We start from the raw sequence: 25444 nt of genomic DNA, 5'->3' as shown, positions 1-25444 counted from the left end.
GAGACGGCGAGGCAACCGCTTGCTCAGAATGGATTCCAGGTGGCGCGCTGGGTAAGCTTCAGATAACCGAGATTGACGCCAAGCCGGGCGCCGACGCCGGTGCGGATCGGCACCAGCAGCACATTGTTGTTCTTCATCACGTTGAAGCCGACGCCAGCCACGAGATAGGCCGAGCCGGCAACGCCGCCGAAACGATTGTAGAGGCTGTTCACGTCGTCGAGATTATAGACCAGCATCATCACCCGCGAGCCCTCGCCGCCAAAATCCCAGCCGAGCGACGGGCCCTGCCAGAACACTTTGTGATCGCCGGCGTTCTTGGTGTAGAGCGTGCCTTCGCCATAGGTCAGGCCACCGATCAGCGCGCCCGAGCCCTCCTCGCCAAGCAAATAGCCATTGGGCAGGCCGTAGGAGGCGAAAATCTTCTCGACGACGGTGGCGAGCCCGCCCGACGTCGCGCCGAAGAATTTATGACCGGAATCGACGATCTCCTGAGCGGTGTATTCCTGGGCCCGCGAAGGCGAGGTCGAAAAGACGATGACAAGGCCCATGAGAGCGATCGCCATTGAGAGGACACGGAAGAAACTCCGGTCAGAGATGACACGGAAAATCCGGTCAGAGGTGACACGGAAAAAACTCCGGTCGTAGTATCGGGAAAACATGCTTCCAATCTCCGTCAGGGAGCACTTTCGCCGACGCCTCACATCCGTGCGGCTCTTTGGCGGCCGCTAAGGATGACTGTTATGGGCAAACTATGCCGTAATCCTTTTTCAACCATTAAGCTTTCACATGAAGATGGCGGTTAGAAGGCTGGTTTCGAGCTGGTTTCGCGTCGCCCCGCAGTATCCGCACCCTGCGTGAACACACCATTTTCGATAACGACAATTCCGGATTTGTTGCTGCACGCTCAGGCGCTGTGTATTCAAGGCCTTGGAGAGAGCGTGATTCGTGTTGGCAGGCGTGATCATTTATCGCGCGGCCATTCCAGTGAAATTTTGCAGGGACTTTCGCCGATGGCCGAGCTTTTCACCCTTTCCGCACCCGATCTCGCAGCGCTTTTGTGCAGCCGGGTCTGCCACGACATCATTTCGCCGGTCGGCGCCATAAACAACGGGCTTGAGCTGCTCGACGAAGGCGGCGCCGACGAAGATGCCATGAAATTGATTCGGCAGAGCGCCAGAAACGCTTCGGCCCGCCTGCAATTCGCCCGCATCGCCTTCGGCGCAGCCGGTTCTGCCGGCATGATGATCGACACCGGGGACGCCGAGGCCGTTGCGATCGCCTTTTTGAGGAACGAGAAGCCGGAACTGGTCTGGAACGGAACCCGTGCGCTGCTGCCCAAGAACAAGGTAAAGCTGCTGCTCAATCTCATTCTCGTCGCCAACGCCGCCATTCCGCGTGGCGGTAAGCTTACGGTTACGCTTGAAAACCTCGACACAGAACCCCGCTTTGCGCTCGCCGCGAGCGGTCCGATGCTGCGCGTGCCGCCCAAATTCCTGGAGCTCCATTCCGGCAACAGGCCTGAAGAACCGATCGACGCGCATTCGGTGCAGCCCTACTACACGTTGCTTCTGGCGCGCGAGGCGAACATGACGATATCGATCCACGCAACCGCAGAAGAAATCGTACTATCGGCTGCTTGAAGTTACTAAGAAATGATTGAAAAGAACAGATAAGAGGTTTTAGACAATATTTACTACCCCCTCACGGTCGAATGAAGCGAGCCTTCCAGGCTAGTTCGGCCGAAGCATCGGTCAAGAAGTTTCCGTAAAAGCTGTTCTTGCAAAAATTTTACCTATCGGCTTTTCAGCTTCTTTACCGGATTGATCCTACCGTGCCTTTCAGTACCGCGACGCTGCCGGATTGCCGCATGGCAAAGAGGGACCGGAAATGAAACGCTGCATGTTCATCGACGATTCGAGCGTCATCAGGAAGGTCGCAAAGCGCATCCTGGGTGGTTCCGACATGCTGGTCATCGAAGCTGCCAGCGGGTTTGACGCGGTCGAGATGTGCACTGCCGACATGCCGGATATCATCGTCGTCGACGGCGCCTTGCCGGACATGCAGGCGGAGGACGTCATCCGCCGCATACGCGCCATGGAAAGTCCGATACAGCCCCAGATCCTGATTTCGCTGGTTGAGGTCGACGTCGCTTCGATCATGCGGGCAAAGCGCGCCGGCGCTCAAGGCTATCTGCTGAAGCCGTTCAATCGGCCGCAACTTCTCGAATGCTTCCGCACCTTGAGAATTGCAGCCTGATTCGCCGATCCCTGGCGCATCGCCCCCGGAAATTGGCGCTCCATGTCTGCGATACAAACGCAAAGTCCGGCCGAAGCCGGATTTTGTCGGAAAATCGATCGGATCGGCGTCGTCAGCTCAGGCGCTGACGCGGATATCTTCCGGCTCGCGCAGCACATAGCCGCGACCCCAAACCGTCTCGATGTAATTCTGGCCGCCGGAAGCGTGGTCGAGCTTCTTGCGCAGCTTGCAGATGAAGACGTCGATAATCTTCAGTTCCGGTTCGTCCATGCCGCCGTAAAGGTGGTTGAGGAACATTTCCTTGGTGAGCGTAGTGCCCTTGCGCAGCGAGAGCAGCTCCAGCATCTGGTATTCCTTGCCGGTCAGATGCACGCGCTGGCCACCGACCTCAACGGTCTTGGCATCGAGATTGACCACCAGGTCGCCGGTGGTGATGACCGACTGGGCATGGCCCTTGGAGCGCCGCACGATAGCGTGGATGCGGGCGACCAGTTCGTCCTTGTGGAACGGCTTGGTCATATAGTCGTCTGCGCCGAAGCCGAGGCCGCGTACCTTGTCCTCGATGCCGGCCATGCCGGAGAGGATAAGGATCGGCGTCTTCACTTTGGAAAGGCGAAGTGTTCTCAAGACCTCGTATCCCGACATGTCGGGGAGATTGAGGTCGAGAAGGATGATATCGTAGTCGTAGAGCTTGCCTAGATCGACACCTTCTTCGCCAAGATCGGTCGTATAGACGTTGAAACTTTCCGATTTCAGCATCAGCTCGATGCTTTGTGCGGTTGCACTGTCATCTTCTATCAGCAGAACACGCATTTCATTCCCCTTTTCTGCTGCCGGACCATTTCACGACCCGTCCAGGACCGGAGCAGTGATTGCCTGAGCAGAGGCTGCCATCGAATGGTTAACAAAACCTAATTCCGTGCCGCTGACGGTATCAGATTTTTTAACCCCTTTCTACACCTTGTTGAATCTAATAGTGAATCACAGAACCAAACCGCTAATGCAAAACATTAATAAGCCAGACTAAGTGACTCTTTGGACTCGCTGGCCGTGCTTCCGCATCGAGAGCCGGAATTTTTACCCGGCCTTAAGTCCTGAGCCCTATGATTAACAATGCCCGTAAACGAATGGTTACCGCCGGCAAAAAACTTTAGGAATTTGTTTCCCATAGTTCCTGTAAAGTCGGTGGAAACGGGTGAAGCCTGCGGTTTGCCAGGTGGATTGGACGATATGTGCAGGTGTGCGTTTCCAGGAGTACCGAATCATGAAGTCACGTGAAAACCTCGTTCGGCTGAAGCAGTTCCAGGTGAATGAGAAGCGGCGGCAATTGCTGCAACTCGACATGATGATCGCTGAATTCGAGCGCATGGCTGTCGAACTGGAGCTCCAGATCACTGCCGAAGAAAAGAAAGCCGGCATCACCGACATCAACCATTTTGCCTATCCGACCTTCGCCAAGGCAGCGCGCCTGCGCCGCGACAATCTCAGAAACTCGCAAAGCGACCTCGCCCAGCAGCGAAGCGTTGCCGAATCACTGCTCGGCGAAGCCGAAGCGGAGCTTTCCAAAGCGGAAATGCTCGAATCGCGCGACACCAAGATCCGCGACGCCGAGACCGGCGGCCGCAGCGCCATGATCGGCTGAAAACAAGGCTTTAAGCCGGTCAACACCCAGCGATCAGGGCGTTGCTCATCTGGAACGTCGCCGCTCATTGGTCGAGCAGCTGCCAGTTTCAGGCCTGCGCTACCAAATCCCCTTCATGTTCCGCGACGCCCGCATCCGGGCATCCCTGATGTCGGGCGCAGGCGGTTACGGCCAGGACCTTATCTGATTGAGCAGCCCACCGGTTCTGGCCGAGTTCGGCGCGTCGAGCGGATGTCAGTCGGGCCCGACCGCGCCGGCTTGTGGAACGTGGCACGGTCGACGCGAAAAAGCTTGTCGTCCCTGTGGCAAAGACCCGCTCGAAGAAGCAGGCGCCGCTCATGCCTTTCTCGGCCGATCGGCAGGTGGTGCTGACCGTCTGAAGCAGAGAGAACCGTTGCGGCAAAGCAAAAAGGGCGCGGATTGTCGCGCCTTTTGACTTCCTTGAACCAGCCTTAATGCCGATATTGCTGGATGCGCGTCGTGCGCAGGCCGGCAAGGCCATACTCGTCGATCGACGCCTGCCAGGACAGGAATTCCTCGGTGGTCAGCTTGTAGCGCTGGCATGCCTCTTCGAGGCTCAAAAGCCCACCCCGTACAGCCGCCACCACTTCCGCCTTGCGCCGGATAACCCAGCGACGTGTGTTCGTCGGCGGCAGATCGGCAATCGTAAGGGGGCTGCCGTCAGGCCCGATAACATATTTGACGCGTGGTCTAACAAGATCGGTCATCGTACTCTCTACTAAAAACTCAAAGACCCAATCCCCACCACATTACCGCCACAGCTTTAAAAATTGCCTAAGCGAACCCTAATAGCTAGGTAAGGATCATGAACGCCGCGTTAGTCTTTTCGTCGGCATTTGAGATATCTGCCCGCGAGCGCCGAATCCGTTCAAAAAAATCGGCCGGATCGCGAAGCTGGCGCGCCCGGAAAGCTTGACCTATATTCCGGCCATTGGCATTCAAGCGCCCTCATCCAGGGCGCCGTGCAGAACGAAAGAACCATGAACAGCCTCGACCTTCCCGGACGTCCCGAAAACACCCGCGTCGTTGTCGCCATGTCGGGCGGCGTCGACTCGTCGGTCGTTGCCGGTCTTTTGAAGCGCGAAGGCTATGATGTCGTCGGCGTCACGCTGCAGCTCTACGACCATGGCGCGGCAACGCACCGGGCCGGCTCATGCTGCGCCGGCCAGGACATCGACGATGCCCGCCGCGTCTCCGAGACGCTCGGCATTCCGCACTATGTGCTCAATTACGAGGAGCGCTTCCGCAAGGCGGTGATCGACCCCTTCGCCGAGAGCTATGTGGCCGGCGAAACGCCGATCCCTTGCGTTTCCTGCAACCAGACGGTGAAATTCGCCGACCTTCTGGCGACCGCCAAGGAGCTCGGCGCCGACGCGCTGGCCACCGGCCATTACATCCGCTCCGGCGCCAACGGCGCCCATCGCGCACTGTACCGGCCGGTCGACGCGGAGCGCGACCAGAGCTATTTCCTGTTCGCCACCACGCAGGCGCAGATCGATTATCTGCGCTTTCCGCTTGGCGGCCTGTCGAAGCCGCAGGTTCGCGCCATCGCCGAGGAAATGGGGCTGACGGTCGCTGCCAAGCAGGACAGCCAGGACATCTGCTTCGTGCCACAGGGCAAATATTCCGACATCATCGCCAAGCTGAAGCCGACTGCTGCCAATCCGGGCGACATCGTCCATATCGACGGCCGCGTACTCGGCCGCCATGAAGGCATTTTGCGCTACACGATCGGTCAGCGCCGCGGCATCGGCGTCGCCTCGGGCGAGCCGCTCTACGTCGTCCATCTCGACGCCGATCGAGCCCGCGTCGTCGTTGGCCCGCGCGAGGCGCTGGAGACGCACAAGATCTATTTGCGCGACATGAACTGGCTGGGCGACGCTGCGCTGTCCGACATCCCGGCGGCCGGGCTGGAGCTTTTCGCGAAGGTCCGCTCGACACGCCCGCCGCGCCCGGCCGTGCTGCATCACAACGCCGGCATCACTTCGGTGGAACTGGTCGACGGCGAGTCCGGCATCGCGCCCGGCCAGGCCTGCGTGCTCTATTCCGACGACGGCAACCAGGCCCGCGTGTTCGGCGGCGGCTTTATCGAGCGTTCCGAGCGTGGCGCCGAGGCCGAGGCGATGCTGACGCGGCTGGCAGCCCGCCCGGCGCAGATTCCCGCGGAATGATCCCGATCCTATCGGGATGATCAGGCTCTAACACAGCGGCACTTTCTCTCAGGAAGACGATCCAGTGTGGGTAACCGTGCCAGCGGTCAGGATACGCAGCACCCTGATGGCTTCCTCGCCACTGGTGCGCGGTTCTGCCCGCGTCTCGATGCACTGGATGAAATGCTCGAGCTCTCGCGTCAGCGGCATGCCCTCGCCCACCGCCACATAGGACGGCTCGTTGGTGGTGAAGGCCCATTGGCCGCTGTCTTGCCAAACCGCGTGGCGGTAGACGGCGAGCTTGCGCTCCCACGGCTCGACATCGTCGAACACCGCCATCGCCTTGGTGCCGACCACGGTCAGCCGCCGCTCGCGGTAAGGGTTGAGCCGCGACGCGAAGAGATGGCTGCGCAGACCGTTGGGAAAGCGCATGTGCAGATGCGCGAAATCGCTAAGATTGTCGAGGAGCGCTGCCCCCTCGCCACGCACCTCGATCGGTTCCGTGCCGGTGATGGCGAGGATCATCGACAGATCGTGCGGCGCAAGGTCCCACAGCGCATCGTTCTCGGTGTGGAACTTGCCGAGCCCGAGCCGGTGCGAATGGATATAGCGGACCTCGCCGAGCTCGCCATTGTCGATCAGCGCTTTCAACGTCTCGAAGGCTGGATGAAAGCGCAGTACATGGCCGACCATGAAGACACGGCCATTGTCGGCCGCCGCCTTCACCGAGCGCTCGGCATCCGCCACCGTCAGCGCGATCGGCTTCTCCACCAGCACGTCCTTGCCGCCCTGGACGGCGCGCACCGCCATGTCGGCATGGAACTGCGGCGGCAGCGCCATGACGATGGCATCGACGTCGCTGCGGACAAAGAGCGCCTCCGGCTCGATCGCCAGGCAATCCTGCTCACTGGCGAAGCCTTCGGCGCGGGCAGGGTTGACGTCCGAGACCGCGTGCAGCGCGCCGAGCGCCTTGAGGGTGCGGATGTGGTTGCTGCCCCAGTATCCGCAACCGAGGACTGCAATGCGCGGTTTCATCAATCCCAACTCTAGAATTTCGTGGCCGAGACATAGCGGCGCGCCCCGCCGAACTCAACCCCGGCATTTCTGTGCCCAATTATCTGCCCGGCAAAGCTTTCCGGCCAAGAGCGATGTGCGTCCGCTTGGACGCATAGGCACGCGTCTCAAGACCGCGAAGCTTCGCATCGTTCCGGACGATCGATTCCGATTTTCGGAAAGCACGATCCGATGGAATGTGCCGGCATGCCGGCTGCATCGATGCTTGACAGGCTTGGCGTCCCAACCTTATATCCGCCCGACCTTGGCGAACGCTTCGACATGCCTTCTGATTTAAGGCGGATTTCGGACCTTTCGCCGCCCTGGCGGGGTAGCTCAGTTGGTTAGAGCACGGGAATCATAATCCTGGGGTCGGGGGTTCAAGTCCCTCTCCCGCTACCATTTAACCAATAAGATACGTAGGCAAACCGCTACCATCAGCCACACCGCACGTACGGAACGCGATTTGGCGTACCGAATATCTCAAACAATATCTCGTCGGCTGTGAAGAACGTCGATTTCGCTGACGGCAGTTGCGATCAGGGCCGGAAAGACGGGGCTGGCAAATAGGCGTCCGCCGGTTGGATCGTCCAGAGGTGATTAGGCTGTTCGTGGCTGGATCGGCGGCGCTGCGGGGGTGGCGAACAGCGCCAGGAGGAAGGCACACAAAAGCCTCAGCCAGTTGAGCAGGAGGCTGAAGTTGTAGCCGACGGCGGCAAGCACAGCGTTGTTGGCATCGCCCTCGGAGAAGGCCAGGAAGTTGCGGCCCATACGGTGGTCGTTCTTGAGATGGCCGATGACGGGTTCGACGGCGGCCCGGCGTCGCAGCGCCCGTTTGACGACCTTGGTGAGGCCGTCAACATCAGAGGTCACGGACAGTGTGCCGCGATGTGCCTGATCTGCGAAGCAATGTAGAGTCCCAGCCCGAGACCTTGAGGGCTAGATCGGGGCCTCCCTCGCTAGAACGGCTGGAACAGGCGCTGCATTGTCTCGTGCGGAATGGGCTCTCCGGCATCAGACACGGATATCCGGAGTTCGCCGTCTCGGGTGGTGGCTTCGACCTTAATGGGCATGCCCGCGGCACAAAGTTACAGGTTCGAATCCTGTCGGGTGCAGCATTGCCGCAGTTCGCTTGCCGACAACTATTCCTGCTGGAATTGACAGGGCCAATCTTCAGGCCTCGTCAAGCCAGAAGGCAACTCGGTCCGGGCGTCTCCGCAAGCCATGTTGAGCTGCCACTGGGACAGACCCGCCGAATTGGAAAGGTCGACGCCCTCGATACGGGTCAGAAAGAAAAAGGCGCGGTCAAAGTCTATCGGCGCGGTGAACGTCGCTCCTCGGAAGTCCGCCCGTGCGAGATTGGCAAACGAGAAGCGGCTGCCGCTGATATCGGCGTCATGGAACTGCGCACGCCCCAATTCTGCCTTTGTGAAATCAACATTGGTCAGATTGGCGTCCTGGAAATTCGAGCGCTGCATTTCCGCGCTCGCAAACACAGCGCCCTGCGCGTCCATACGGCTGAAGTCGGTCCTGTAGGCCTCGATTCTGTCGAACCGGGCGCCTTTGGCGGTCGAGTCGGCCAGGGAAGCACGCACAAGCGTTGCCTTCTCAAGATTTGCCGCAAGGAGATTGCTGTTCCTGAGGTCGGTCGAAGTGAAATCAACACCGAACAGGTTCGCCCCGCTCAGGTCCTGTCCTTCTAGGATGAGAAGCTTCTTGTCACACTCGTGCCAATTGACGCCAGGCGTCGCGGCTGCGTGGCAATTGTGAGCAGCCGTGGCGTTCTGCCAAGCAAACACAGTGCAAACCGCTAGAACCAAGCCGGATGCGCCGTAAGCTCTGGTTCGCCTCAAAGTCATTGTTGCTGGACCTCTGCTACTCGCCGACACTCAACCTTACCACATCTGCTGACACTCGAGCCACCGTGACCACCGCCGTCACAGTTAGCGCATTTCTCATATTCAAGCTTTGATGCTGATCAACCGATCAACCCGCGCGTAGGGCGCGATTTGCGAGCGCCTCCCCATATCATCGGCGGTGCAGCAGAGATTCATTTGTCACCGGCCAGGCGCATCATTCCGTAGGTATGCTTGACTAAGCCGAGGCCTCCGCTCTGGACGTTTGTCTCGCTAATTGGGAGCCTGCTCGGGTGCTGACCGCCACCGCCGGCGTCCGCTGACGCTGCCGTCCGAAGTCAGGATGTCTAACTAAGGTCGTCGCCCACTTATTTAGACCCGCTGCAGTGCGATAGCGATCCCCTGGCCCACGCCAATGCACATCGTGGCCAAGGCGTACTTCTTCCCAAGGGCGGCAAGTTCGAGAGCTGCGGTTCCAGTTATCCTTGCGCCGCTCATGCCCAGGGGGTGCCCCAAGGCAATGGCGCCACCGTTGGGATTCACGTGGCTTGCGTCCTCAGGGATGCCCAAGTCGCGAAGCACGGCGATGGCCTGACTCCCGAAAGCCTCGTTGAGTTCGATCACCTCGAATTCCGCCGGTGCAATCCCAAGGCGAGCGCAAAGCTTCTTGGTGGCCGGTGCCGGCCCAAAGCCCATAATCCGAGGTGGCACGCCGGCGGCCGCGCCACCCAATATGCGGGCGATCGGCGTAAGCCCGTAGCGCTTTGCCGCTGCCTCCGACGCGATGATGAGTGCCGCAGCGCCGTCGTTCACGCCTGAGGCATTGCCAGCGGTGACGCTTCCGCCAGAGAACAGCGGCTTGAGCTTTGTCAGGGTTTCCATCGTCGTGCCGGCTCGAGGGTGCTCGTCCAACTCGACGGGAATTGCGTCCCCCTTCTTCTGAGGGACCATTACGGGGACGATTTCCCGAGCAAGCCTGCCGCTCTTCTGCGCGGCGATGGCCTTATCCTGGCTGCCCACCGCAAAGGCATCCTGTGCTTGGCGCGACACTCCGAAGTCCCGAGCGACGTTCTCACCGGTCTCGGGCATAGAATCCACCCCGTACTGCACTTTCATCAGCGGGTTGACGAAGCGCCAGCCGATAGTCGTGTCGTAGATCTCGGCATTGCGAGAGAAAGCCGTCTCGGCCTTGGGCAGGACGAACGGGGCTCGGCTCATTGACTCGACGCCACCGGCGATCACCAATTCCGCCTCACCGGACTTGACCGCGTGGGCTGCGGTGATCACAGCATTCATTCCGGAACCACAGAGGCGATTTATTGTGGTACCAGAGATGCCCACAGGCAGGCCGGCTAGAAGCGAACTCATACGAGCAACGTTCCGGTTGTCCTCGCCAGCTTGGTTGGCACAACCGAAGATCACGTCGTCGACCGCGTCCCAATCGACGCCTGAGTTCTCAGCGACTAGCGCCCTGAGAGGAACGGCACCCAGATCGTCCGCTCGAACCGAGGAAAGGACGCCGCCGAAGCGGCCGATGGGCGTGCGCTTGTACGCGCAGATGAAGGCTTCTCTCATCCCTAGACCTCCGGAACAATCAGGTCGCCGACCGCGCCGTCGAGGAGAAGCTCGGCACCCGTTACCGCTTGCAGAGTGTCGAGGCTGAGCTTGGGAAGCTTTTCGCGCAGCACGAAGCGCTGGTTCTCGATGTCAACAACGGCAAGGCTGGTATAGACGCGGGTAACGCAGCCAACGCCGGTCAGCGGCAGAGCGCAGCGCTTGACCAACTTGGGGCGTCCGTCCTTCGTCACGTGGTCGGTGATCACAGCGACGCGCTTGGCGCCATGCACCAGATCCATGGCACCGCCCACCGCCGGCACGCCCTTCGGGCCCGTCGACCAATTGGCGAGGTCGCCATTTTCAGCCACTTCGTAGGCACCCAGAATGGCGACGTCGAGATGGCCGCCGCGGACCATGGCGAAGCTGTCGGCATGGTGGAAGAAGGCTGCGCCGGGCTTAAGCGTTATTGCCTTCTTGCCAGCGTTGATCAGGTCCCAGTCCTCCTCGCCTTCCGCAGGATTTTCCCCGAAATTGAGGACGCCGTTCTCTGTGTGAAAGATCGCTCGCCGGCCGGGTGGCTGGAATTTCGCGACCATCTCAGGAAAGCCGATGCCCAAGTTCACATAAGCGCCGTCGGCAATGTCCTGAGCGGCTCGCCAGGCAATCTGGGCGTTGGTGAGTTTCTCAGTCATGCGTAGGCCACCCCAGCCTGTATGAGGGCTTCTTCCTGTTGCGCATCGGCGACTTGCACGACGCGGTCGACGAAAATTCCCGGTGTAACGACCTGCTCAGCGTCGATTCCACCAGGCAGCACGATCGTTGAGGCCTGGGCGATGGTCACCCGGGCAGCGGCGGCCATCAGAGGCGAGAAGTTTCGCGCCGCTTTGCGGTAGGTGAGGTTGCCCATGGTGTCGGCCAGTTCGGCCTTGATCAGGGCTGCATCCGCCTTGAGCCAGCGTTCCTGCACGTACATACGACCATCAAACTCGGCGGCCGGCTTGCCCTCGGCCAAATCGGTGCCGAAGCTGGTCGGCGTGTAAAAGGCCGGAATGCCCGCGCCGGCGGCGCGGATGCGCTCGGCCAGCGTTCCCTGCGGCACGAGTTCGAGCCCGATTTGGCCGGTATGATACTTCTCGGTGAAGGCGCGAGGGTCGGCTGAGCGTGGAAACGAGCAAATCATCTTCGCGACCATGCCAGCGTCGATCATCGCCGCGATGCCGATCCGCCCATTGCCGGCATTGTTGTTGATCACGATGAGTCCTTTGGGAGACCCGGTGGCGCGAAATCGATCGATCAGGGCATGGATGAGTTCGATCGGGGCACCTGAGCCGCCAAATCCGCCAATCATCAGCGTCATCCCGTCTTCGATCCCGGCTACCGCGGTGGCGAGGTCGGATACCGTCTTATCCATAAAGCCATCCTTCACGTCGACGCCGCAACCGAAAGCGACGTTGCATCAATCGGGCACGCGAGATGGTACCCGTGCGCCCATGAATTCACTGGGCGGTGTAGCCGCCATCCACCATGAACTGGGCCCCGGTGACGTAGGACGCCTCGTCGCCAGCGAGGAAGAGGATGACGGCAGCTACCTCGCCTGGCTCGCCGATGCGGCCCATCGGTGTGGCGCGGACGACATCGGCCGAGATGTTCGGATCCTGAGCCGCAATCATGGGTGTCGCGATCAGTCCGGGGTGCACTGAGTTCACACGCACCTTCTCCTTGGCGTACGTGAGAGCACCGTTCTTACTCATCTGCGTCACAGCGCCCTTGGAGGCAGTATAGGGAGCGACGCCTGCGGCACCGACGGCGCCCCAAATCGACGAGACGTTGACGACGGAGCCCCCGCGCCCAAGCATTTGCGGGATGAATACACGCATGCCGTAAAAGACGCCGGTCTGATTTACGGCGATTACCGAATGCCAATCTTCAACGGACACATCGGTGAGCGACGCGTATGTTCCGACGAGCCCCGCATTGTTGACCAAAATCTGGGCACCGCCGGCACGGCTGACCTCATCGGCCAGCTTTTCCCACGACGTTAGGTCACGAACATCGAGACGACGGCGGAGGATGCCACCCTCATCCGAGTTCTCCTTGAAGCTGAGGTCACCCGCATAGACGGTCGCCCCTTCCTCAGCAAACTTGGCAACCGTCGCCGCCCCGATACCCGCGGCAGCGCCGCTGACGACGGCAATTTTGCCCTTCAGTCTCATCTTCATTCCTCCAAGTTGTGTGTCGGCTGACCTCGCGCGCCTAGTTCGCCTTGTCAGCACCGCTCACCTTGCTGATGAGGAGCGCGATCAAGATGATCCCGCCGGTAGTCGCGCTGATCCAATAGGCAGGAACCTGCGCCAGCACGAGCACGTTCTGGATGAGCACAAGCAACAAGACACCACCGCATGCACCTGCGATCGTGCCGCGGCCACCATTGAGGCTGACGCCACCCAGAACAGCCGCCGCAAAGGCGCTGAAAATCAAGTTCTGGCCCAGCGACGATGGGATGGACGCAATGCGACCTGCCTGTAACAGTCCAGCCAGCGCAGCGAGTACACCTGCGACGATGAAGACGCCGATCAATATCCGCTCGACAGGGATGCCCGCCACCCGGGCTGCCTGAACGTTGCCGCCGACAGCATAGAGCATCCGACCGACGCGGTGACGCGACATGAAAACGCTAAGAACTGCCACGAGAGCCAGAGCTACCAGAAACGAAACTGGCGTCCCCAAAAAGCTGGCCTGTCCAGGTGCAGTGATTTCCGGCGGAAGACTATAGAGTGTTTGCCCCTGCGTGACGCCGAGGCTCACGCCGCGGAGTAGGATGAGAGTCGCCAGCGTCGCGATGAAGGCGTTGAATTTTAGGTAGACGACCAGAACGCCGTTAAATGCCCCGATGACAGCTGCGATGGCGAATATCGCGATCAGCGCAAGAACCGGAGAATTGGCAAGGCCCAGGCTGCCGCCATCTACCTGAAGGAAGCAAAACACGCCCAGCATAGGCGCGAGCCCGAAGGTGGACTCGAGGGAGAGGTCGAACTTGCCGGCGATAAGCACCAACGTCAGACCCATCGTCAGCACGCCGAGCTCGCTGGTCTGCTGCATCACGCCATAGAAATTGTCGAACGACAGGAACGCGGGATGCAGGAGCGAGCCGACAATGAACACGAGCACCAGGACGGGCAGAATTGCCCATTCAGGTTGGAGAAAGTCATTGAGCGACTTGCGCCGGCCCATCGACGCAGGTCCCGAAACGATTGGTGCAGTTGAAACAGCACTGGCGCGCGCCTCGCTCTTCATGATGGCCTCCGAGTAGCCTCAATACCTTCCATGGCCGCGACGAGTTCGTCTTCGTTGAGACCGCTACCCTCCACGACGCACCGACCGCGGACCCAGACCTGCACCCGGTCGCAGAAGGCCAATTCTTCTGGCTCGTCGCTGACCACGATGACGGCGAGCCCCTGCCTGCGGCGCTCTTCCACGCTTTCGAGGATCGTCGCCTTCGACGCGATATCCACGCCGGCAGTGGGATGCAAAAGTATCAGCACGCTGGGGCTTGAACTGAGAGCAGCGCCAAGCATGACTTTTTGCTGATTGCCGCCACTCAACTCCCCGACCTTCTGACCTACCGACGAGCAGGCGACACCCAGCTCGGTGGCACTTTGTTCGGCGAATGCCCTGCTGGCATTGAGATCTATGAACAGGCCCTTGGTAAGCGCCTTGAGATGCGGCAGCGTTATGTTGTGCTCGATGGAGAGGTTCGCCACGAGCCCAGTTTGGATGCGATCCTCGGGCAATAGGGACACGCCATGCGAAAGCGCAGTGCGGGGATTCCAAGTATTGGGAACTGGTTTCCCAGCGACTTCAAGCTGTCCCGCCCATTTTGGGTTGTGTCCAGCCAGCGCCAGGGCAAGCTGTCGCGTGCCCGAGCCCGAATGGCCCGCAAGGCCGACGACTTCTCCGGCGTGTAGGTTCAGCTCGAAAGTGTCTTGGCAGGCGTCAGCCTTCAGCTTTGCCGACAGAGCAACGGGAGCGTTGGCAGGCAACGGAGCGCGAACTACCTTTTCCCCTGTCGCAAGACTATTGCCCATGAGTTGGTCGCCCACCATCGCAGCGACGATCTGGGGCGTGGTCAGCTCCGCGACGGCGCCATGGAGAACGTCACGCCCGTTCCTCAAGACCGAAACCGCGTCGCAGACCTTTGGGACTTCATCAAGGTGATGCGAGATGAACATGAACGTGACGCCACGTTCGCGCAGTTGGTTCACACGCGACAGAAGATGGTCGATCTCACTGGAAACGAGCTGCGCGGTCGGCTCGTCCAGGATAACGAACCTGGAACCTTGGGAAAGAGCTCTGGCGATTTCCACCATCTGCGCCTCACCGACGCTCAGGTCCGAAACCCGCGTCTCTGGGGAGATGGGAATGTCCCAGCTCTCGAGATCCTCGGCTGCCTTTCGTCTCAGGTTCGGCCAAGAGATGAAGGACCGGGTCTGGTACCCTCCAAGATAGAGGTTCTCGGCGACGCTGAGGTGCGGCACCAGTGTCCGGTGCTGATAGACACAGGCGACAGCTTCACGCCAAGCGCGGCGGTCTCGCCGAGCGGGTGGCGGTTTTCCGTTCAGAAGTAAGGCGCCGGAGTCTAGGGTAATGAGGCCTGTGAGCAAGGCCACTAGAGTCGACTTGCCGGCACCGTTCCGACCGACGATTGCATGCGACTCGCCACGCTTGATTGTAAGCGAGAGACCATTAAGCGCGACGGTCGGCCCGTAGCGTTTCGTGGCCCCGCTGATCTCGACGATAGGCGGAGCGACTTCAGTCGTTGAGCCGATCGTCTCGGTGTAGCGAGCCGCAGAGCTCACTTGCCGTTACCCCACAGGGTCGGATCGTCGACGTTCTCTTTGGTGACGATGGGTGAAGGGAGTTCGTCGACGAAGTAACGATCGGCTTGCACCACATTGCTGTTGTGATCGGTCGGAGCTGCCTTTATGGCCACGCCATCGAGCGCGTTCTGCAGCAGGGTCACGCCGTACTTGGCGTAGTCAGTGACCGGTTGCGAGATCGTCGCGTCCAGATATCCGTCGCGGATCGCCTGCAATGCGCCCGACCCGCCGTCGATCGCTACGATGGGAAGGTGGGCAGGATCACCCACGGGTAGGAGGCGTCCTCGCGACTTTAGCGCAGCGGCGACCGGGTCATAGTAGAGCGTGTCGGTGGCGAGATAGATGCCGATAATGTCCTGGTTGCCGCTCAGCACGGTCGAGACGACATTTGCGCTCATCGGACCATCCCAGTTGGCAGCTTGCTCGATGACCTTGATGTCAGGTGCGAGTTCTTTGAATTTGGCGTTGAAGCCCTCGGAACGGTCACGACCGTTTGTCGTGGTCAGGGCGCCCTGGATCTGCAGAACAGTGCCGGTCTTAGACGTCAAAGCGGCCGCAAGTGCCTCAGCAGCACGTTCACCCATGGTGAGGTTGTCGGCACGGACAACGGCGTACACTTCGCCCGCGGCGGGCTGGTCGTCGACGATCACAACCGGCACGTTGCGGCTCTTCGCGTAGTCGAGAGCTGGCTGAATGGCCGCACGGTCGACAACACCGGCGAGAATGGCGTTCGCACCAGCATTGATCAGGTTGCGGAAGTCTGTGACTTGCTGGCTGGCGTCGCGGTTGGCATTCGTGGTCTGGACGACGCTGCCGCCAAACGAGGTGGCTTCAGCACTCGCGGCGTTCACGAGCACAGTAAAGAAAGGTGTGTTCAGGGTAGGCATGGATAGGCCGAGCTTCAGCTCGGCCTTTTGCGCCATCGCCCCATGAACCGATAGGGCAGCAGCGAGCGCGATACCCGAAGCAAAGAATAATCGACGGTTAATAGCCATGTTCTCCTCCTGATGATGGCTGTCCTAGAGAGAGCGGGCTCCTCCTACGAATGCGACCTTTCTCTCAGTGGCGGTATTCTCGCATGGCGGCTGGCGCGATAAAGGATGCGAACTTGGAAACAGTGTTGCAGCTTTCGCAAAAATGGACTCACGAAAAAGCCCGACGACTTGGAGGTCGCCGGGCTAGAAGCTGAAGGTGCCTACGACGCGACCGAAACTTCAGCACCCGCTAGTTCGGACGACCTGAACATGCCTTCGAGGAGCCGATTAACGTTGTGAGCCTGCGTTGCCGGCACGACCGATGGTGAGCCCGACCGCAGCGATGCGGCGAACGCCGCTGCTTCACGATCGAAATAGATGGGGTTACCGATCTCGGCGATCTCAGGAGAATAGACCGTCTTTTTAGTCGCCCAGATTTCCGGGAAGTTCGTCTCTCGCCACTCCGTCCATCCTTGCTGGTGACCGTTCTTCCCGCTGTCGTAGATCTTGTACGACGCCGGCAGGGGGCACGAGTGCATTATTCCCTCGGTCCCGTATGCCGACAGGTCCCAACTCTCCGTCCACGCCAGCGGATCCCATGACATGAAGTCGACCGTGACCAACTTGTCGGGGTAGTTGAGGATCGCGCCACCGGCGTCTTCCCTGGACTCGGCGCCGAACACCAACGGAAACTTGGTAATTCTAGCGTTGACTGTATCGGGCATGCCGAAGTGGAGCAGGATGCGATCGATGAGGTGGCAGGCGATTACGAACATCGCTCCACCTATGTCCCCAGGCTGATTCATGTGGGCGGTAGCTGCCTCATTGTGAGAGCAGCCGGCATGGGCCCTGACCTGGAGAACTTTCCCCAGTCGTCCGCTTGCCAGAACCTCCTGCATCTTTCCGATGGAAGGCGCGAAACGCCAACAGTACCCAACCTGAAACAGGCCCTCCGTCCGCTCGACCGCGACGACGATACGCGCGGTGTCGGTCGACCCTCGGCCGGCCGGCTTTTCACAAAGCACGGCCTTTCCCGCTTCAAGCGCCTCGATGGCAAAATCCGCCATAGCGTGGCTTTTGGGATGCACAAGCACCGCATCGACATCGGGATCCGCCAGGATCTCGTTCTTACTTCGGGGCTCCAACCCAAGCGCATCGACAAACGGCGTCAGAAGCGGACTTTCGTCATGGGCACCCAGCAGGCGCACCCCCGACATTCTCTGAAACGCCTTTACCCTGCCAGATGTGTGGGGGTGCGTAATTCCCAGGCAAGCGATGCCGAGCACAGCATCTTCACCAATAGCGTAGCCCATGGCCGTTGACCTTCGTTGTGGAGAAAAGAAGAAGGGGCGATCCTCGTTGATCACCCCTCCAAAAAGCTCGCGCTGCCGTTGGTCCGATCAGAGATCGGCAAACTGAGCCATGGAGGACTTGAAAATCCGCTGAGCCATCTCGTCCAATCCGAGCACGCGGTGTTTGGCCGAAAGGATTTCGGTCCCGTAGACACCACTGTAGCCGGCTGCCTGTACCTCGCGCAGAAACGCCGGGACATCGAGTTCCCCTTCCCCGCAAAGCTCGCGATAAGCGATCGTATCTTCCCAAATGTCTGGTACCGGCGCCACCTTCAGCGCGTCGTCAATTTCCACGGCCTTGATGAACCGAGCGGGTATCTTGCGAATTTCGCTATAGGGAATGTTTCCTCGGGCCATGTGCCAGATGTCGATGAGCAGGCCACCGTTCTTGCGATTTGCACCGGAGACGATCGCCAAGCCGGTTTCGATGGTACGCACATTTGACCAAGGCATGATTTCCAACACGATGTCGGTGCCGTAGGGCGCAGCCTCGTCGCATAACTTGCCCAGTTCATCCGCCATCAGCTGCACGTCGGCTGGAGCATCCTCGAAGCCAGGCCCGACCTTGATATCCTTTAGCCCCAATTCCGCTGCGACCTCGAGCATAAGCTTGCGGACCTTGTCGGACTCCTGACGCTTCTCGTCGCGGTGGAACCAATTAGTCAGGAACTCGATCTCGAGGTGCTTGATGCCGTTCGCCTCCACGATCCGGCGCATTTCCCGGTAGCCGATCTGATCCCTGACATGAACTACATCCTCCGAGTGGAGGCCGAAGCCCTTGAATCCGGCGCGGGCAGCGGCCTCGACACGGTCCTTGAACGGGAAAGGGCTGATTTCCGTCGGGCCAAGGGGGAAGACGTCACCAGAGAGGGCGAAGTAGGAAATCAGGAGTTCAACGTCTGCAGCCATCACGATGTCCTTGCGGGAATGCATATCGTGCCTCCGCGAGCGGCGCGGCACCCGTTTTGGCTAACGTTCTACCGACGGAGAATAAACCCGGTCGCTGGGGAAACTGTGTTGCGTGGTGCGCAAAAATCGGCTTACCGAGTCCATAGTTCCTCGTAGTTGTTTGCGCGGAACTGCTCGACGAGAAAGTCGAGGAACAACCGGGTCCGGGCGGGCATGAAGGATTTGCTCGGATAGGCGATGTTCATTGTCAGCCTGGGGAGATCCCAATCATCGAGGACACGGACAAGGCGCCCGGCTTCGAGGTCTTTCTGGATGATGTACGTTGGTTGCGCCAGGATCCCAAGACCGTCGCGAGCGGCCGCGCAAATGAGCTGGCCGTCATTGGCATTGATGATGCCATCGACCTCGACGGCTACAGCTTCCTCGCCCTTGCGGAAGTTCAGGTGATTCCAGTTGTCGGCCAGAGTGTAGAGGATCAGGTCGTGGTCCTTGAGGTCGCTGGGATGCTTCGGGACGCCGCGGCGATCGAGGTACTCCTGTGATGCCGCCAATAGCCGGCGCGTCTCGGCCAGCTTTCGAATAGTGATGGAGCTATCGGCCTCCACGCGACGCGTGCGGATCGCAAGATCGAGCCCATTTTCGATGATGTCGTAGTAGCGGTTGGATGCCACCACTTCGATCAGCACACTCGGATAGCGCTGCCTAAACTGCTGAACCACTGGCATCAGATGCAGCAACGAAAATGACAGAGAGGCCCCTACCCTCAGCCTGCCGGTTGGCGCATGAGCGCGGGCCGTAACGTTTGCCTCGGCCTCTTCCCAATTAGCCAGGATGTCTCGGGCGTCCAAGTAGAGCTGCTGGCCTTCGGTGGTCGTGCTGAGCCGGCGAGTGGATCGTTGAACCAGCCGGGCACCGAGCCTCGTCTCCAGATTCACAAGGTGGCGGCTAACTCCGGAAACCGAGAGGTCAAGGGCATCCGCCGCCTTTGTCATGCTCTGTTCCTCAACGATTTTGAGGAACACCTGTAGCTCGGTCCAACGATCCACTTTTTGCATCCGGCGGAAAGGTGTTTTGAGAAAGCCAGTCTTCATCGCTTCCCAAGCAAATGCAATCACTTCCGTCAAAGTCGCACGGTCACTTGGCTTGAGAGGGAACGGATGGATCAACTGGCGGCACAGAAGGGGCAAAGGGAGCGGGTTAAACATGTCGTCATGTGGAACCTCCTTCCAAGCGCCGACGGCCAGAAAGCCGCTGCGGTAGAAGCGGTCAAATCGCGCTTTGAGGCATTACTCGGAGCGATCCCGGGCCTTCTGCACATTGAAGTAGGCGTGGATTTCAGTGGCGTCGATTACGCCTGCGACGTGGTGCTATACTCAGAGTTCGAGAGCGCCGAAGCTCTGGAGGCATATGCCAACCATCCCGCCCACTTGAAGATACGTGACGAGCTCCACGGTGTGCGTATTGCGCGGTACCAGGTCGACTACGTTTCAACGGAGGAACCCTCGCCATGAAGGTTGCCGTCCACTGCATCGATCATCCAAACGCGATCGATATTCGTCTTGCTCACTACGATGAGCATAAGGCCTATCTGGCCGCGGGAAAGATGAGGACCGTAATCTCCGGACCGCTGCTAGCGGCTGACGGCGCCACAATGATTGGGTCGCTGTTCGTCTTTGAGGCCTCAAGTGTGGCTGAGGTCGAAGCATTCAACGCTGCCGACCCCTTCAACCGGTCGGGCGTGTGGGCCGAGATCAGCATCAAGCAGTTCAACCTGCGCGTTGACAATCGGGAGTAGGCAAAATGGCAAGGCTACCCGAGAGTTTCGTCTACAGCGCCAATGCATCGCGAGTCGTCTTTGGCGCGGGATCGGTTGGTAGGGTCGGAGAAGAAGTCGACCGCTTGCGGCTGCAGCGGGTTCTGGTCCTCTCCACACCCCAGCAAGAAGACTTTGCTCTGACGGTGGCCTCCCGACTCGCGGCGAAGTCAGTTGGGGTGTTCTCGGGCGCCGCCATGCACACCCCGGTGAATGTCACTGAACAAGCGATGCGAGACATTCAGGAAAAGGATGTCGACGGGCTAGTCGCCATTGGCGGTGGTTCGACGACTGGCCTGAGCAAAGCTTTGGCCCTGCGCACCGATCTGCCGCAGATCGCCATCCCGACCACCTATGCCGGCTCTGAGATGACGCCCATCCTCGGTGAAACGGCGAACGGCCAGAAGAAGACGATCACTTCGCCGAAGGTCCTGCCTGAAGTGGTGATCTACGATGTCGACCTGACGCTTTCCCTACCGGTCGCCCTCTCAGGAACCAGCGGCATCAACGCTATCGCACACGCGGTTGAGGCCCTCTACGCTCAGGACCGGAACCCGATAATCGACCTGATGGCGGGCGAAGCCATCTGTGCATTGGCCAAGGCCTTGCCCACGATCAAGCTTGATCAGGAGAACAGGGAAGCACGATCCCTGGCCCTGTATGGCGCTTGGTTGGCGGGGACGTGCCTGGGGGCCGTGGGCATGTCCCTGCACCACAAGCTTTGCCACACGCTCGGCGGAACGTTCGACCTCCCGCATGCAGAGACGCACACCATCATGCTGCCGCATGCCCTCGCCTACAACGCGCCAGCTGTCCCGGAGGCCATCGGTCGCCTGAAGCGCGTTTTGGAAACCGACGACCCCAGCCTCGCGCTCTACGAACTCGCCGGCCAGGTAGGAGCGGTGCGCGCCCTCAAGGACATTGGCATGCCGGAAGAGGGCCTTGGTCAGGCCCGCGCATTGGCTCTGTCTAATCCCTACTGGAACCCGCGGCAGCTCGATGAAGATCGGATAGGGCGCCTCCTCCATCGCGCCTACGCCGGCCTGCCCCCCCTTGTTGAATAGGTGATCGAATGAGTTCGCTTGAACTGCGGCTGCCCGACATCGTCGTTGTGACAGGCACAGCGTCAGGTCTCGGCCTCGAAGTGGCCCGGCGTCTGCTGCAGTGCAACTGTAAGGTGGTCGGTGTCGATATGGCTCCATCTGCGCTCGAATCCGATCCCAGCTACCGGCAGGTCACTGGTTCGATCGCTGATACAAGTACCTGGAACAAGGTGGGCGGCCTCCTCGACGCCGAAACGCCCGCAACGCTAGGGCTCGTGACCTGCGCCGCAATTCTTGACGTGGGCACTGTACCTGAAGCGACGCCCCAGCTCATCAAGCGCACCATGGCGGTGAACGTGACCGGCACCGCCTTGGGTATGGCAATGATTGTTCCTCGGATGGAGGCCAAAGGTGGTGGCGCCATCGTTGCGGTTGCGTCAGTCAACGCCACCTTGGCCGAGCAGCAGCTGGCCATCTACAACGCATCGAAAGCAGCCGTGCGTCAGCTGGCTCGGACCGCAGCACTCGACCACGCACGCCGAGGCATCCGGATCAACGTTCTGAGTCCCGGTCCCATGATGGCTGGCCTCTTCAAGCGACACGTCGAGAGCGCCACCGACAGCTCCAGGTTCTTGGCGACCAGGGCAAATCGACAGCCGCAAGGCCGCATCCTCGAGGCAAGTGAGGTCGCCCAAGCAGCATTGTTCCTCTTGTCCGATGGCGCGTCGGCACTCCTTGGTGCAGACGTCATCGCCGACGGTGGATTGACTGCTGGTTTCGATTTTCGAACCGGCGACGAAGGGGCGTCCGTCTAAACTCACGATCGTTGGGAGGAAGCAATATGGATACTGGTCTCAAAGGAAAGGTCGTGATCATCACCGGCGCTGCCAACGGCATCGGCCGCGCCACGGCCTTGGGTTTCGCCAAGGAAGGCGCCGACCTCGGACTGTTGGATATCGACGAGAAAGGATTGGCAGAGGTCGCGGCCGTCGCCAGTCACCATGGTGTCACGGTTCACTCCGCAAGCGCCGATCTCTCGGAAGCGGCTGGAGTGTCTCGCGGCATGGACGAGCTTCTGAAGGCCTTCGGGAACCGCGTTGACGTGCTCGTCAACAACGTTGGTTCCGGCGCAATCCGCAGCTTCGACGACGTCGATGACGCTGCGTGGGATGCAACGCTTTCGCTCAACTTCATGAGTTATGTACGAGCGATCCGCAAAGCGCTTCCAATCCTGCGGGCCAATGGCGGCGTGATCGTCAACAATGCGTCGGATCTGGCGCGACAGCCAGAACCCGTGCCGGTCGACTACTCGGTATCGAAGGCCGCAATCCTCGCCCTCACCAAGGCATTGGCCCGAGCCGAGGCTCCCAAGATCCGCGTCAACGCTGTTGCTCCTGGCCCCATCTGGTCGCCTTTTTGGGAGAAACCCGGGGGCTTCGCCGAGACGATGGGCAAGTACCACAAGATGGAGCCGAAGGCGGCCGTCGAGCACGAAATGAAACTTCGGCAGCTGCCGCTGCAGCGGCTCGGGACGCCGGACGAAGTCGCGAACGTCATCCTGTTCCTCGCCTCTGATCTGGCCTCGTTCGTTACGTCCTCGGTCTGGGGCGTGGACGGTGGCTCGATCCGATCCATCATCTGACGTGAATGTCTCCGTCCCCAATGATCGGCTGCCGGCTGGCTTCGAGTTCGCGGTCGCCTGCGTTTGCGGCGCTATCGTCGCGAACCTCTATTTCGCACAGCCCATCGTCGGGGAAATTGCCGGCACGCTTGGGTTCGCGCCCGAAGGTGCTGGTATCATCGTGACGCTTGCCCAGCTGGGCTATTGTCTTGGCCTCCTCCTTTTAGTGCCGCTCGCTGACGCGCTCGAGAACCGACGACTGGCTTTGGCAGTGCTCGTCGTCGGCTTCGCCGCCTCGATCACAATGGCACTGACAACCTCGCCGACGCTTTTTCTAATCGCGTGTTTTTGCATCGGCGTCGGGTCAGTGTCTGTCCAGATCCTGCTTCCTTACGCGGCCGCGCTTTCCGACCCAAAGCGCCAGGGATTGATGGTCGGGCGCGTGATGGCGGGCATCCTGACCGGCATCATGTTGTCTCGGCCTCTGTCGAGCTTGATCACCGGTCCTTTCGGTTGGCGGTCGGTCTTCTTTGTCTCTGCCGCCATCTGCCTGGGTGCTGCTGTGCTGATCCTCGCGCGGATGCCGGCGCGACAGCCCGAAAGCAAACCTCGGTACGGAGCGATGCTGAAGTCAATGGCTTCGCTCGCTTGGGAAAATCGCTTGCTTCAACGTAGGGCCGCATACCAGTTCCTGATGTTCTATTCCTACACCCTCTTCTGGACGGCCCTGCCCCTCCTTCTGAGCAGGCCGCCCTACAGCCTCGACCAAGTTCAGATCGCACTCGTGGCGCTGGCGGGAGCCGCAGGCGCGATCATGTCACCGTTGGCCGGGAGGGTGGCTGACCGCGGAGCGATCACCTTGGGAACGACGCTCTCCCTCAGCGCCGGCGTCCTCTCCTGGATCGTTGCCGGCTGGGGCGGATCGGGTGGCGTGGTGGGGCTGGCGGCCCTGCTGGTTGGTGCCCTCCTTCTCGACGGCGCCGTCCCCGTGTCCCTGGTGATGAGCCAGCGTGAACTCTTTTCCGCTCACCCTAACGAACGGGCTCGCCTCAACGGCCTCTTCATGGCAGCCTTCTTCGTCGGTGGGGCAACTGGCGCCAGCGTCGGCGTCTGGGCGATTGAGAGCTTTGGTTGGCATGGCGCTATGATTGCAGGCGCTTCGGGCCCCCTGCTCGCCCTGACACTGCATCTGACTTTTCTGGCGCTACAAGCGCCGTCACGTTCAAAAGGAGTTCGAAAGTGAGAGCTGCGCGCTTCTACGCCAAAGGCGACGTCCGAGTTGAGGAACTTCCGGATCCGGTCGACCTGCAGCCGGACGAAGTTCTTGTCCGCAACAGGTTGTGCGGCATTTGCGGCACCGATCTGCACGAGTTTGCCGACGGACCCCACTTCATATCTTCTCAGCCCAACCCTTTCTCGGGGGCCTCAATTCCACAGATTCTCGGCCACGAGTTCAGCGGTGAAATCGTGGCCGTTGGGAGCGACGTGTCCCACCTGAAGCCGGGAGACCGCGTAGCGATCCAGCCGCATATGGGCCCGGCCGATGGTTATTTCGGCGTCCGCGGCTTGCATTTCCTAGGCACACGCGGAGCCGCGACTGGCCTGACATGGAACTGGGGCGGGTTCGCGGATTTCGCGGTCATGAAGGCCTCCGCGACCGTCAAAATGCCTGACACCCTGACTTTTGAACAGGGAGCAATGGTGGAGCCGGCGGCTGTCGCGGTGACAGCAGTCGACCGAAGCGGGCTTGAGCCGGGCGGGTCGATCCTGATCACTGGTGGCGGCCCGATCGGGGCGCTTACGGTCATGGCCGCCCAGGCTGCTGGCGCCGGCAAGATCTTCCTCAGCGAACCCAATGCGGCTCGCCGCAAGCGCATCGAGTCGTTGGGCATTCCGGTCATCACGATCGACCCTACCAAGACGCCGCTTCCAGACTTCATTCGAGAGCACACGTTCGAGCGCCTCGGATGCGATTCAGCTATCGAGTGCGCGGGCAACCCGCGAGCTATTGCCGACTGCATCAAGTCGGTGCGCTCGCAGGCAACGGTGGTGCTGGTCGGCCTCACCAACGCCAACGTTGAGTTCTCACCTTTTGACCTGATCACGCGCGATATTCGACTGCAGGGGTCGCTCTGCTACCCGACGACACTATGGCCGCGTGTTTACGCAATGATCGAGAGCGGCCGTTTGCCAGTTGAACGCCTAATCGATGACACGATTGCCTTGGACGACATCGTCGAGAAGGGATTCAAGCCGCTGATGGATCCGAGCGGGACTAAAATGAAGATCTTAGTCGAGCTGGGCGTTTAGCTGCCAGGCC

At 60.3% G+C, this 25444-nt stretch carries 27 protein-coding genes and 1 tRNA gene; 12 read left to right on the top strand and 16 right to left on the bottom strand.

The window, feature by feature from the left end; genetic code table 11:
• Positions 1 to 23: 23 nt before the first annotated feature.
• A complete protein-coding gene (locus tag AC0NIE_RS11355; protein WP_245319184.1) occupies positions 24 to 563 on the bottom strand; it encodes a DUF1134 domain-containing protein in 540 nt (179 codons plus the stop codon).
• A gap of 447 nt (positions 564 to 1010) precedes the next feature.
• Here AC0NIE_RS11355 and chpT point away from each other — a divergent pair, with 447 nt between their 5' ends.
• Both chpT and AC0NIE_RS11345 read left to right on the top strand, forming a co-directional pair.
• Positions 1011 to 1640, top strand: coding sequence for a histidine phosphotransferase ChpT (gene chpT / locus AC0NIE_RS11350; RefSeq protein WP_473486850.1), 630 nt, complete (start codon positions 1011 to 1013; stop codon positions 1638 to 1640).
• Positions 1641 to 1887: 247 nt separating this feature from the next.
• Complete coding sequence (locus AC0NIE_RS11345; RefSeq protein ID WP_473486851.1) at positions 1888 to 2256, top strand: response regulator; 369 nt, start codon at positions 1888 to 1890, stop codon at positions 2254 to 2256.
• Between the two features lie 117 nt (positions 2257 to 2373).
• Here the strand turns inward: AC0NIE_RS11345 and ctrA are convergent, their stop codons facing one another.
• Positions 2374 to 3069, bottom strand: a complete 696-nt coding sequence (gene ctrA / locus AC0NIE_RS11340) for a response regulator transcription factor CtrA (RefSeq protein WP_123149336.1) — start codon at positions 3067 to 3069, stop codon at positions 2374 to 2376.
• Positions 3070 to 3520: 451 nt separating this feature from the next.
• Here ctrA and AC0NIE_RS11335 point away from each other — a divergent pair, with 451 nt between their 5' ends.
• Complete coding sequence (locus AC0NIE_RS11335) at positions 3521 to 3898, top strand: flagellar export protein FliJ (protein WP_029349790.1); 378 nt, start codon at positions 3521 to 3523, stop codon at positions 3896 to 3898.
• Positions 3899 to 4350: 452 nt separating this feature from the next.
• Here AC0NIE_RS11335 and sciP read toward each other — a convergent pair whose 3' ends face one another.
• A complete protein-coding gene (gene sciP / locus AC0NIE_RS11330) occupies positions 4351 to 4626 on the bottom strand; it encodes a CtrA inhibitor SciP (protein WP_006203587.1) in 276 nt (91 codons plus the stop codon).
• A gap of 273 nt (positions 4627 to 4899) precedes the next feature.
• Between sciP and mnmA the strand changes: the two genes are divergently transcribed.
• Positions 4900 to 6090, top strand: coding sequence for a tRNA 2-thiouridine(34) synthase MnmA (gene mnmA, locus AC0NIE_RS11325; RefSeq protein ID WP_473486852.1), 1191 nt, complete (start codon positions 4900 to 4902; stop codon positions 6088 to 6090).
• 48 nt (positions 6091 to 6138) lie between these two features.
• On the opposite strand, the gene AC0NIE_RS11320 is transcribed toward mnmA, so the two are convergent.
• Positions 6139 to 7104, bottom strand: a complete 966-nt coding sequence (locus AC0NIE_RS11320) for a Gfo/Idh/MocA family protein (RefSeq protein ID WP_095491711.1) — start codon at positions 7102 to 7104, stop codon at positions 6139 to 6141.
• Positions 7105 to 7447: 343 nt separating this feature from the next.
• On the opposite strand from AC0NIE_RS11320, the gene AC0NIE_RS11315 reads away from it, so the two are divergent.
• Positions 7448 to 7524 (top strand) — tRNA-Met (locus AC0NIE_RS11315).
• Positions 7525 to 7722: 198 nt separating this feature from the next.
• Here the strand turns inward: AC0NIE_RS11315 and AC0NIE_RS11310 are convergent.
• The 12 genes from AC0NIE_RS11310 to AC0NIE_RS11255 form a co-directional block, all read right to left on the bottom strand.
• Entirely contained in the window at positions 7723 to 7995 is a 273-nt protein-coding gene (locus AC0NIE_RS11310; RefSeq protein ID WP_473486853.1) for a hypothetical protein, read from the bottom strand.
• A 269-nt stretch (positions 7996 to 8264) separates the two neighbouring features.
• The gene (locus AC0NIE_RS11305) at positions 8265 to 8981 is read right to left on the bottom strand and encodes a pentapeptide repeat-containing protein (RefSeq protein WP_006337614.1); all 717 of its coding nucleotides are present in this window, start codon (positions 8979 to 8981) and stop codon (positions 8265 to 8267) included.
• A 369-nt stretch (positions 8982 to 9350) separates the two neighbouring features.
• Positions 9351 to 10553 carry a 3-oxoadipyl-CoA thiolase gene (gene pcaF, locus AC0NIE_RS11300; RefSeq protein WP_473486854.1) on the bottom strand — a complete coding sequence of 401 codons (1203 nt, stop codon included), beginning with the start codon at positions 10551 to 10553 and terminating at the stop codon, positions 9351 to 9353.
• A gap of 2 nt (positions 10554 to 10555) precedes the next feature.
• Positions 10556 to 11227 carry a 3-oxoacid CoA-transferase subunit B gene (locus AC0NIE_RS11295; RefSeq protein ID WP_473486855.1) on the bottom strand — a complete coding sequence of 224 codons (672 nt, stop codon included), beginning with the start codon at positions 11225 to 11227 and terminating at the stop codon, positions 10556 to 10558.
• Positions 11224 to 11946 carry a 3-oxoacid CoA-transferase subunit A gene (locus AC0NIE_RS11290; protein ID WP_473486856.1) on the bottom strand — a complete coding sequence of 241 codons (723 nt, stop codon included), beginning with the start codon at positions 11944 to 11946 and terminating at the stop codon, positions 11224 to 11226. Before AC0NIE_RS11290 ends, AC0NIE_RS11295 begins: the two co-directional genes overlap by 4 nt.
• An 85-nt stretch (positions 11947 to 12031) precedes the next feature.
• Positions 12032 to 12748 (bottom strand): SDR family NAD(P)-dependent oxidoreductase, encoded by a 717-nt coding sequence (locus AC0NIE_RS11285; RefSeq protein ID WP_473486857.1) that lies wholly within the window; start codon positions 12746 to 12748, stop codon positions 12032 to 12034.
• Between the two features lie 40 nt (positions 12749 to 12788).
• Positions 12789 to 13829, bottom strand: a complete 1041-nt coding sequence (locus AC0NIE_RS11280) for an ABC transporter permease (RefSeq protein WP_473486858.1) — start codon at positions 13827 to 13829, stop codon at positions 12789 to 12791.
• On the bottom strand, positions 13826 to 15391 hold the full coding sequence (locus tag AC0NIE_RS11275; RefSeq protein ID WP_473486859.1) for a sugar ABC transporter ATP-binding protein: 1566 nt from the start codon (positions 15389 to 15391) through the stop codon (positions 13826 to 13828). Before AC0NIE_RS11275 ends, AC0NIE_RS11280 begins: the two co-directional genes overlap by 4 nt.
• The gene (locus AC0NIE_RS11270) at positions 15388 to 16407 is read right to left on the bottom strand and encodes a sugar ABC transporter substrate-binding protein (protein ID WP_473486860.1); all 1020 of its coding nucleotides are present in this window, start codon (positions 16405 to 16407) and stop codon (positions 15388 to 15390) included. The genes AC0NIE_RS11275 and AC0NIE_RS11270 overlap by 4 nt, the downstream gene beginning before the upstream one ends.
• Before the next feature lie 200 nt (positions 16408 to 16607).
• Positions 16608 to 17753 (bottom strand): Gfo/Idh/MocA family protein, encoded by a 1146-nt coding sequence (locus tag AC0NIE_RS11265; RefSeq protein WP_473486861.1) that lies wholly within the window; start codon positions 17751 to 17753, stop codon positions 16608 to 16610.
• A 33-nt stretch (positions 17754 to 17786) separates the two neighbouring features.
• Positions 17787 to 18671: a sugar phosphate isomerase/epimerase family protein gene (locus AC0NIE_RS11260; RefSeq protein WP_473486862.1), complete on the bottom strand. Its 885-nt coding sequence runs from the start codon at positions 18669 to 18671 to the stop codon at positions 17787 to 17789.
• A 107-nt stretch (positions 18672 to 18778) separates the two neighbouring features.
• Positions 18779 to 19762, bottom strand: a complete 984-nt coding sequence (locus AC0NIE_RS11255) for a LysR family transcriptional regulator (protein WP_473486882.1) — start codon at positions 19760 to 19762, stop codon at positions 18779 to 18781.
• A gap of 42 nt (positions 19763 to 19804) precedes the next feature.
• On the opposite strand from AC0NIE_RS11255, the gene AC0NIE_RS11250 reads away from it, so the two are divergent.
• The 7 genes from AC0NIE_RS11250 to AC0NIE_RS11220 are packed head-to-tail and all read left to right on the top strand — an operon-like array spanning position 19805 to position 25434.
• The gene (locus tag AC0NIE_RS11250) at positions 19805 to 20158 is read left to right on the top strand and encodes a Dabb family protein (RefSeq protein ID WP_473486863.1); all 354 of its coding nucleotides are present in this window, start codon (positions 19805 to 19807) and stop codon (positions 20156 to 20158) included.
• Positions 20155 to 20442: a YciI family protein gene (locus AC0NIE_RS11245; protein ID WP_077378146.1), complete on the top strand. Its 288-nt coding sequence runs from the start codon at positions 20155 to 20157 to the stop codon at positions 20440 to 20442. The genes AC0NIE_RS11250 and AC0NIE_RS11245 overlap by 4 nt, the downstream gene beginning before the upstream one ends.
• A gap of 5 nt (positions 20443 to 20447) precedes the next feature.
• Entirely contained in the window at positions 20448 to 21524 is a 1077-nt protein-coding gene (locus tag AC0NIE_RS11240; RefSeq protein WP_077378149.1) for a maleylacetate reductase, read from the top strand.
• Positions 21525 to 21532: 8 nt separating this feature from the next.
• Positions 21533 to 22318 carry an SDR family NAD(P)-dependent oxidoreductase gene (locus AC0NIE_RS11235; RefSeq protein ID WP_473486864.1) on the top strand — a complete coding sequence of 262 codons (786 nt, stop codon included), beginning with the start codon at positions 21533 to 21535 and terminating at the stop codon, positions 22316 to 22318.
• A 26-nt stretch (positions 22319 to 22344) separates the two neighbouring features.
• Positions 22345 to 23145, top strand: a complete 801-nt coding sequence (locus AC0NIE_RS11230) for an SDR family NAD(P)-dependent oxidoreductase (RefSeq protein WP_473486865.1) — start codon at positions 22345 to 22347, stop codon at positions 23143 to 23145.
• Positions 23120 to 24367 carry an MFS transporter gene (locus tag AC0NIE_RS11225; RefSeq protein WP_473486866.1) on the top strand — a complete coding sequence of 416 codons (1248 nt, stop codon included), beginning with the start codon at positions 23120 to 23122 and terminating at the stop codon, positions 24365 to 24367. The genes AC0NIE_RS11230 and AC0NIE_RS11225 overlap by 26 nt, the downstream gene beginning before the upstream one ends.
• A complete protein-coding gene (locus tag AC0NIE_RS11220) occupies positions 24364 to 25434 on the top strand; it encodes a 2,3-butanediol dehydrogenase (RefSeq protein WP_473486867.1) in 1071 nt (356 codons plus the stop codon). The genes AC0NIE_RS11225 and AC0NIE_RS11220 overlap by 4 nt, the downstream gene beginning before the upstream one ends.
• The last annotated feature ends 10 nt before the right edge of the window (positions 25435 to 25444 follow it).

The sequence above is a fragment of the Mesorhizobium sp. WSM4842 genome (genome assembly GCF_055901575.1).
This window is presented reverse-complemented; position numbering and strand designations above follow the sequence as displayed.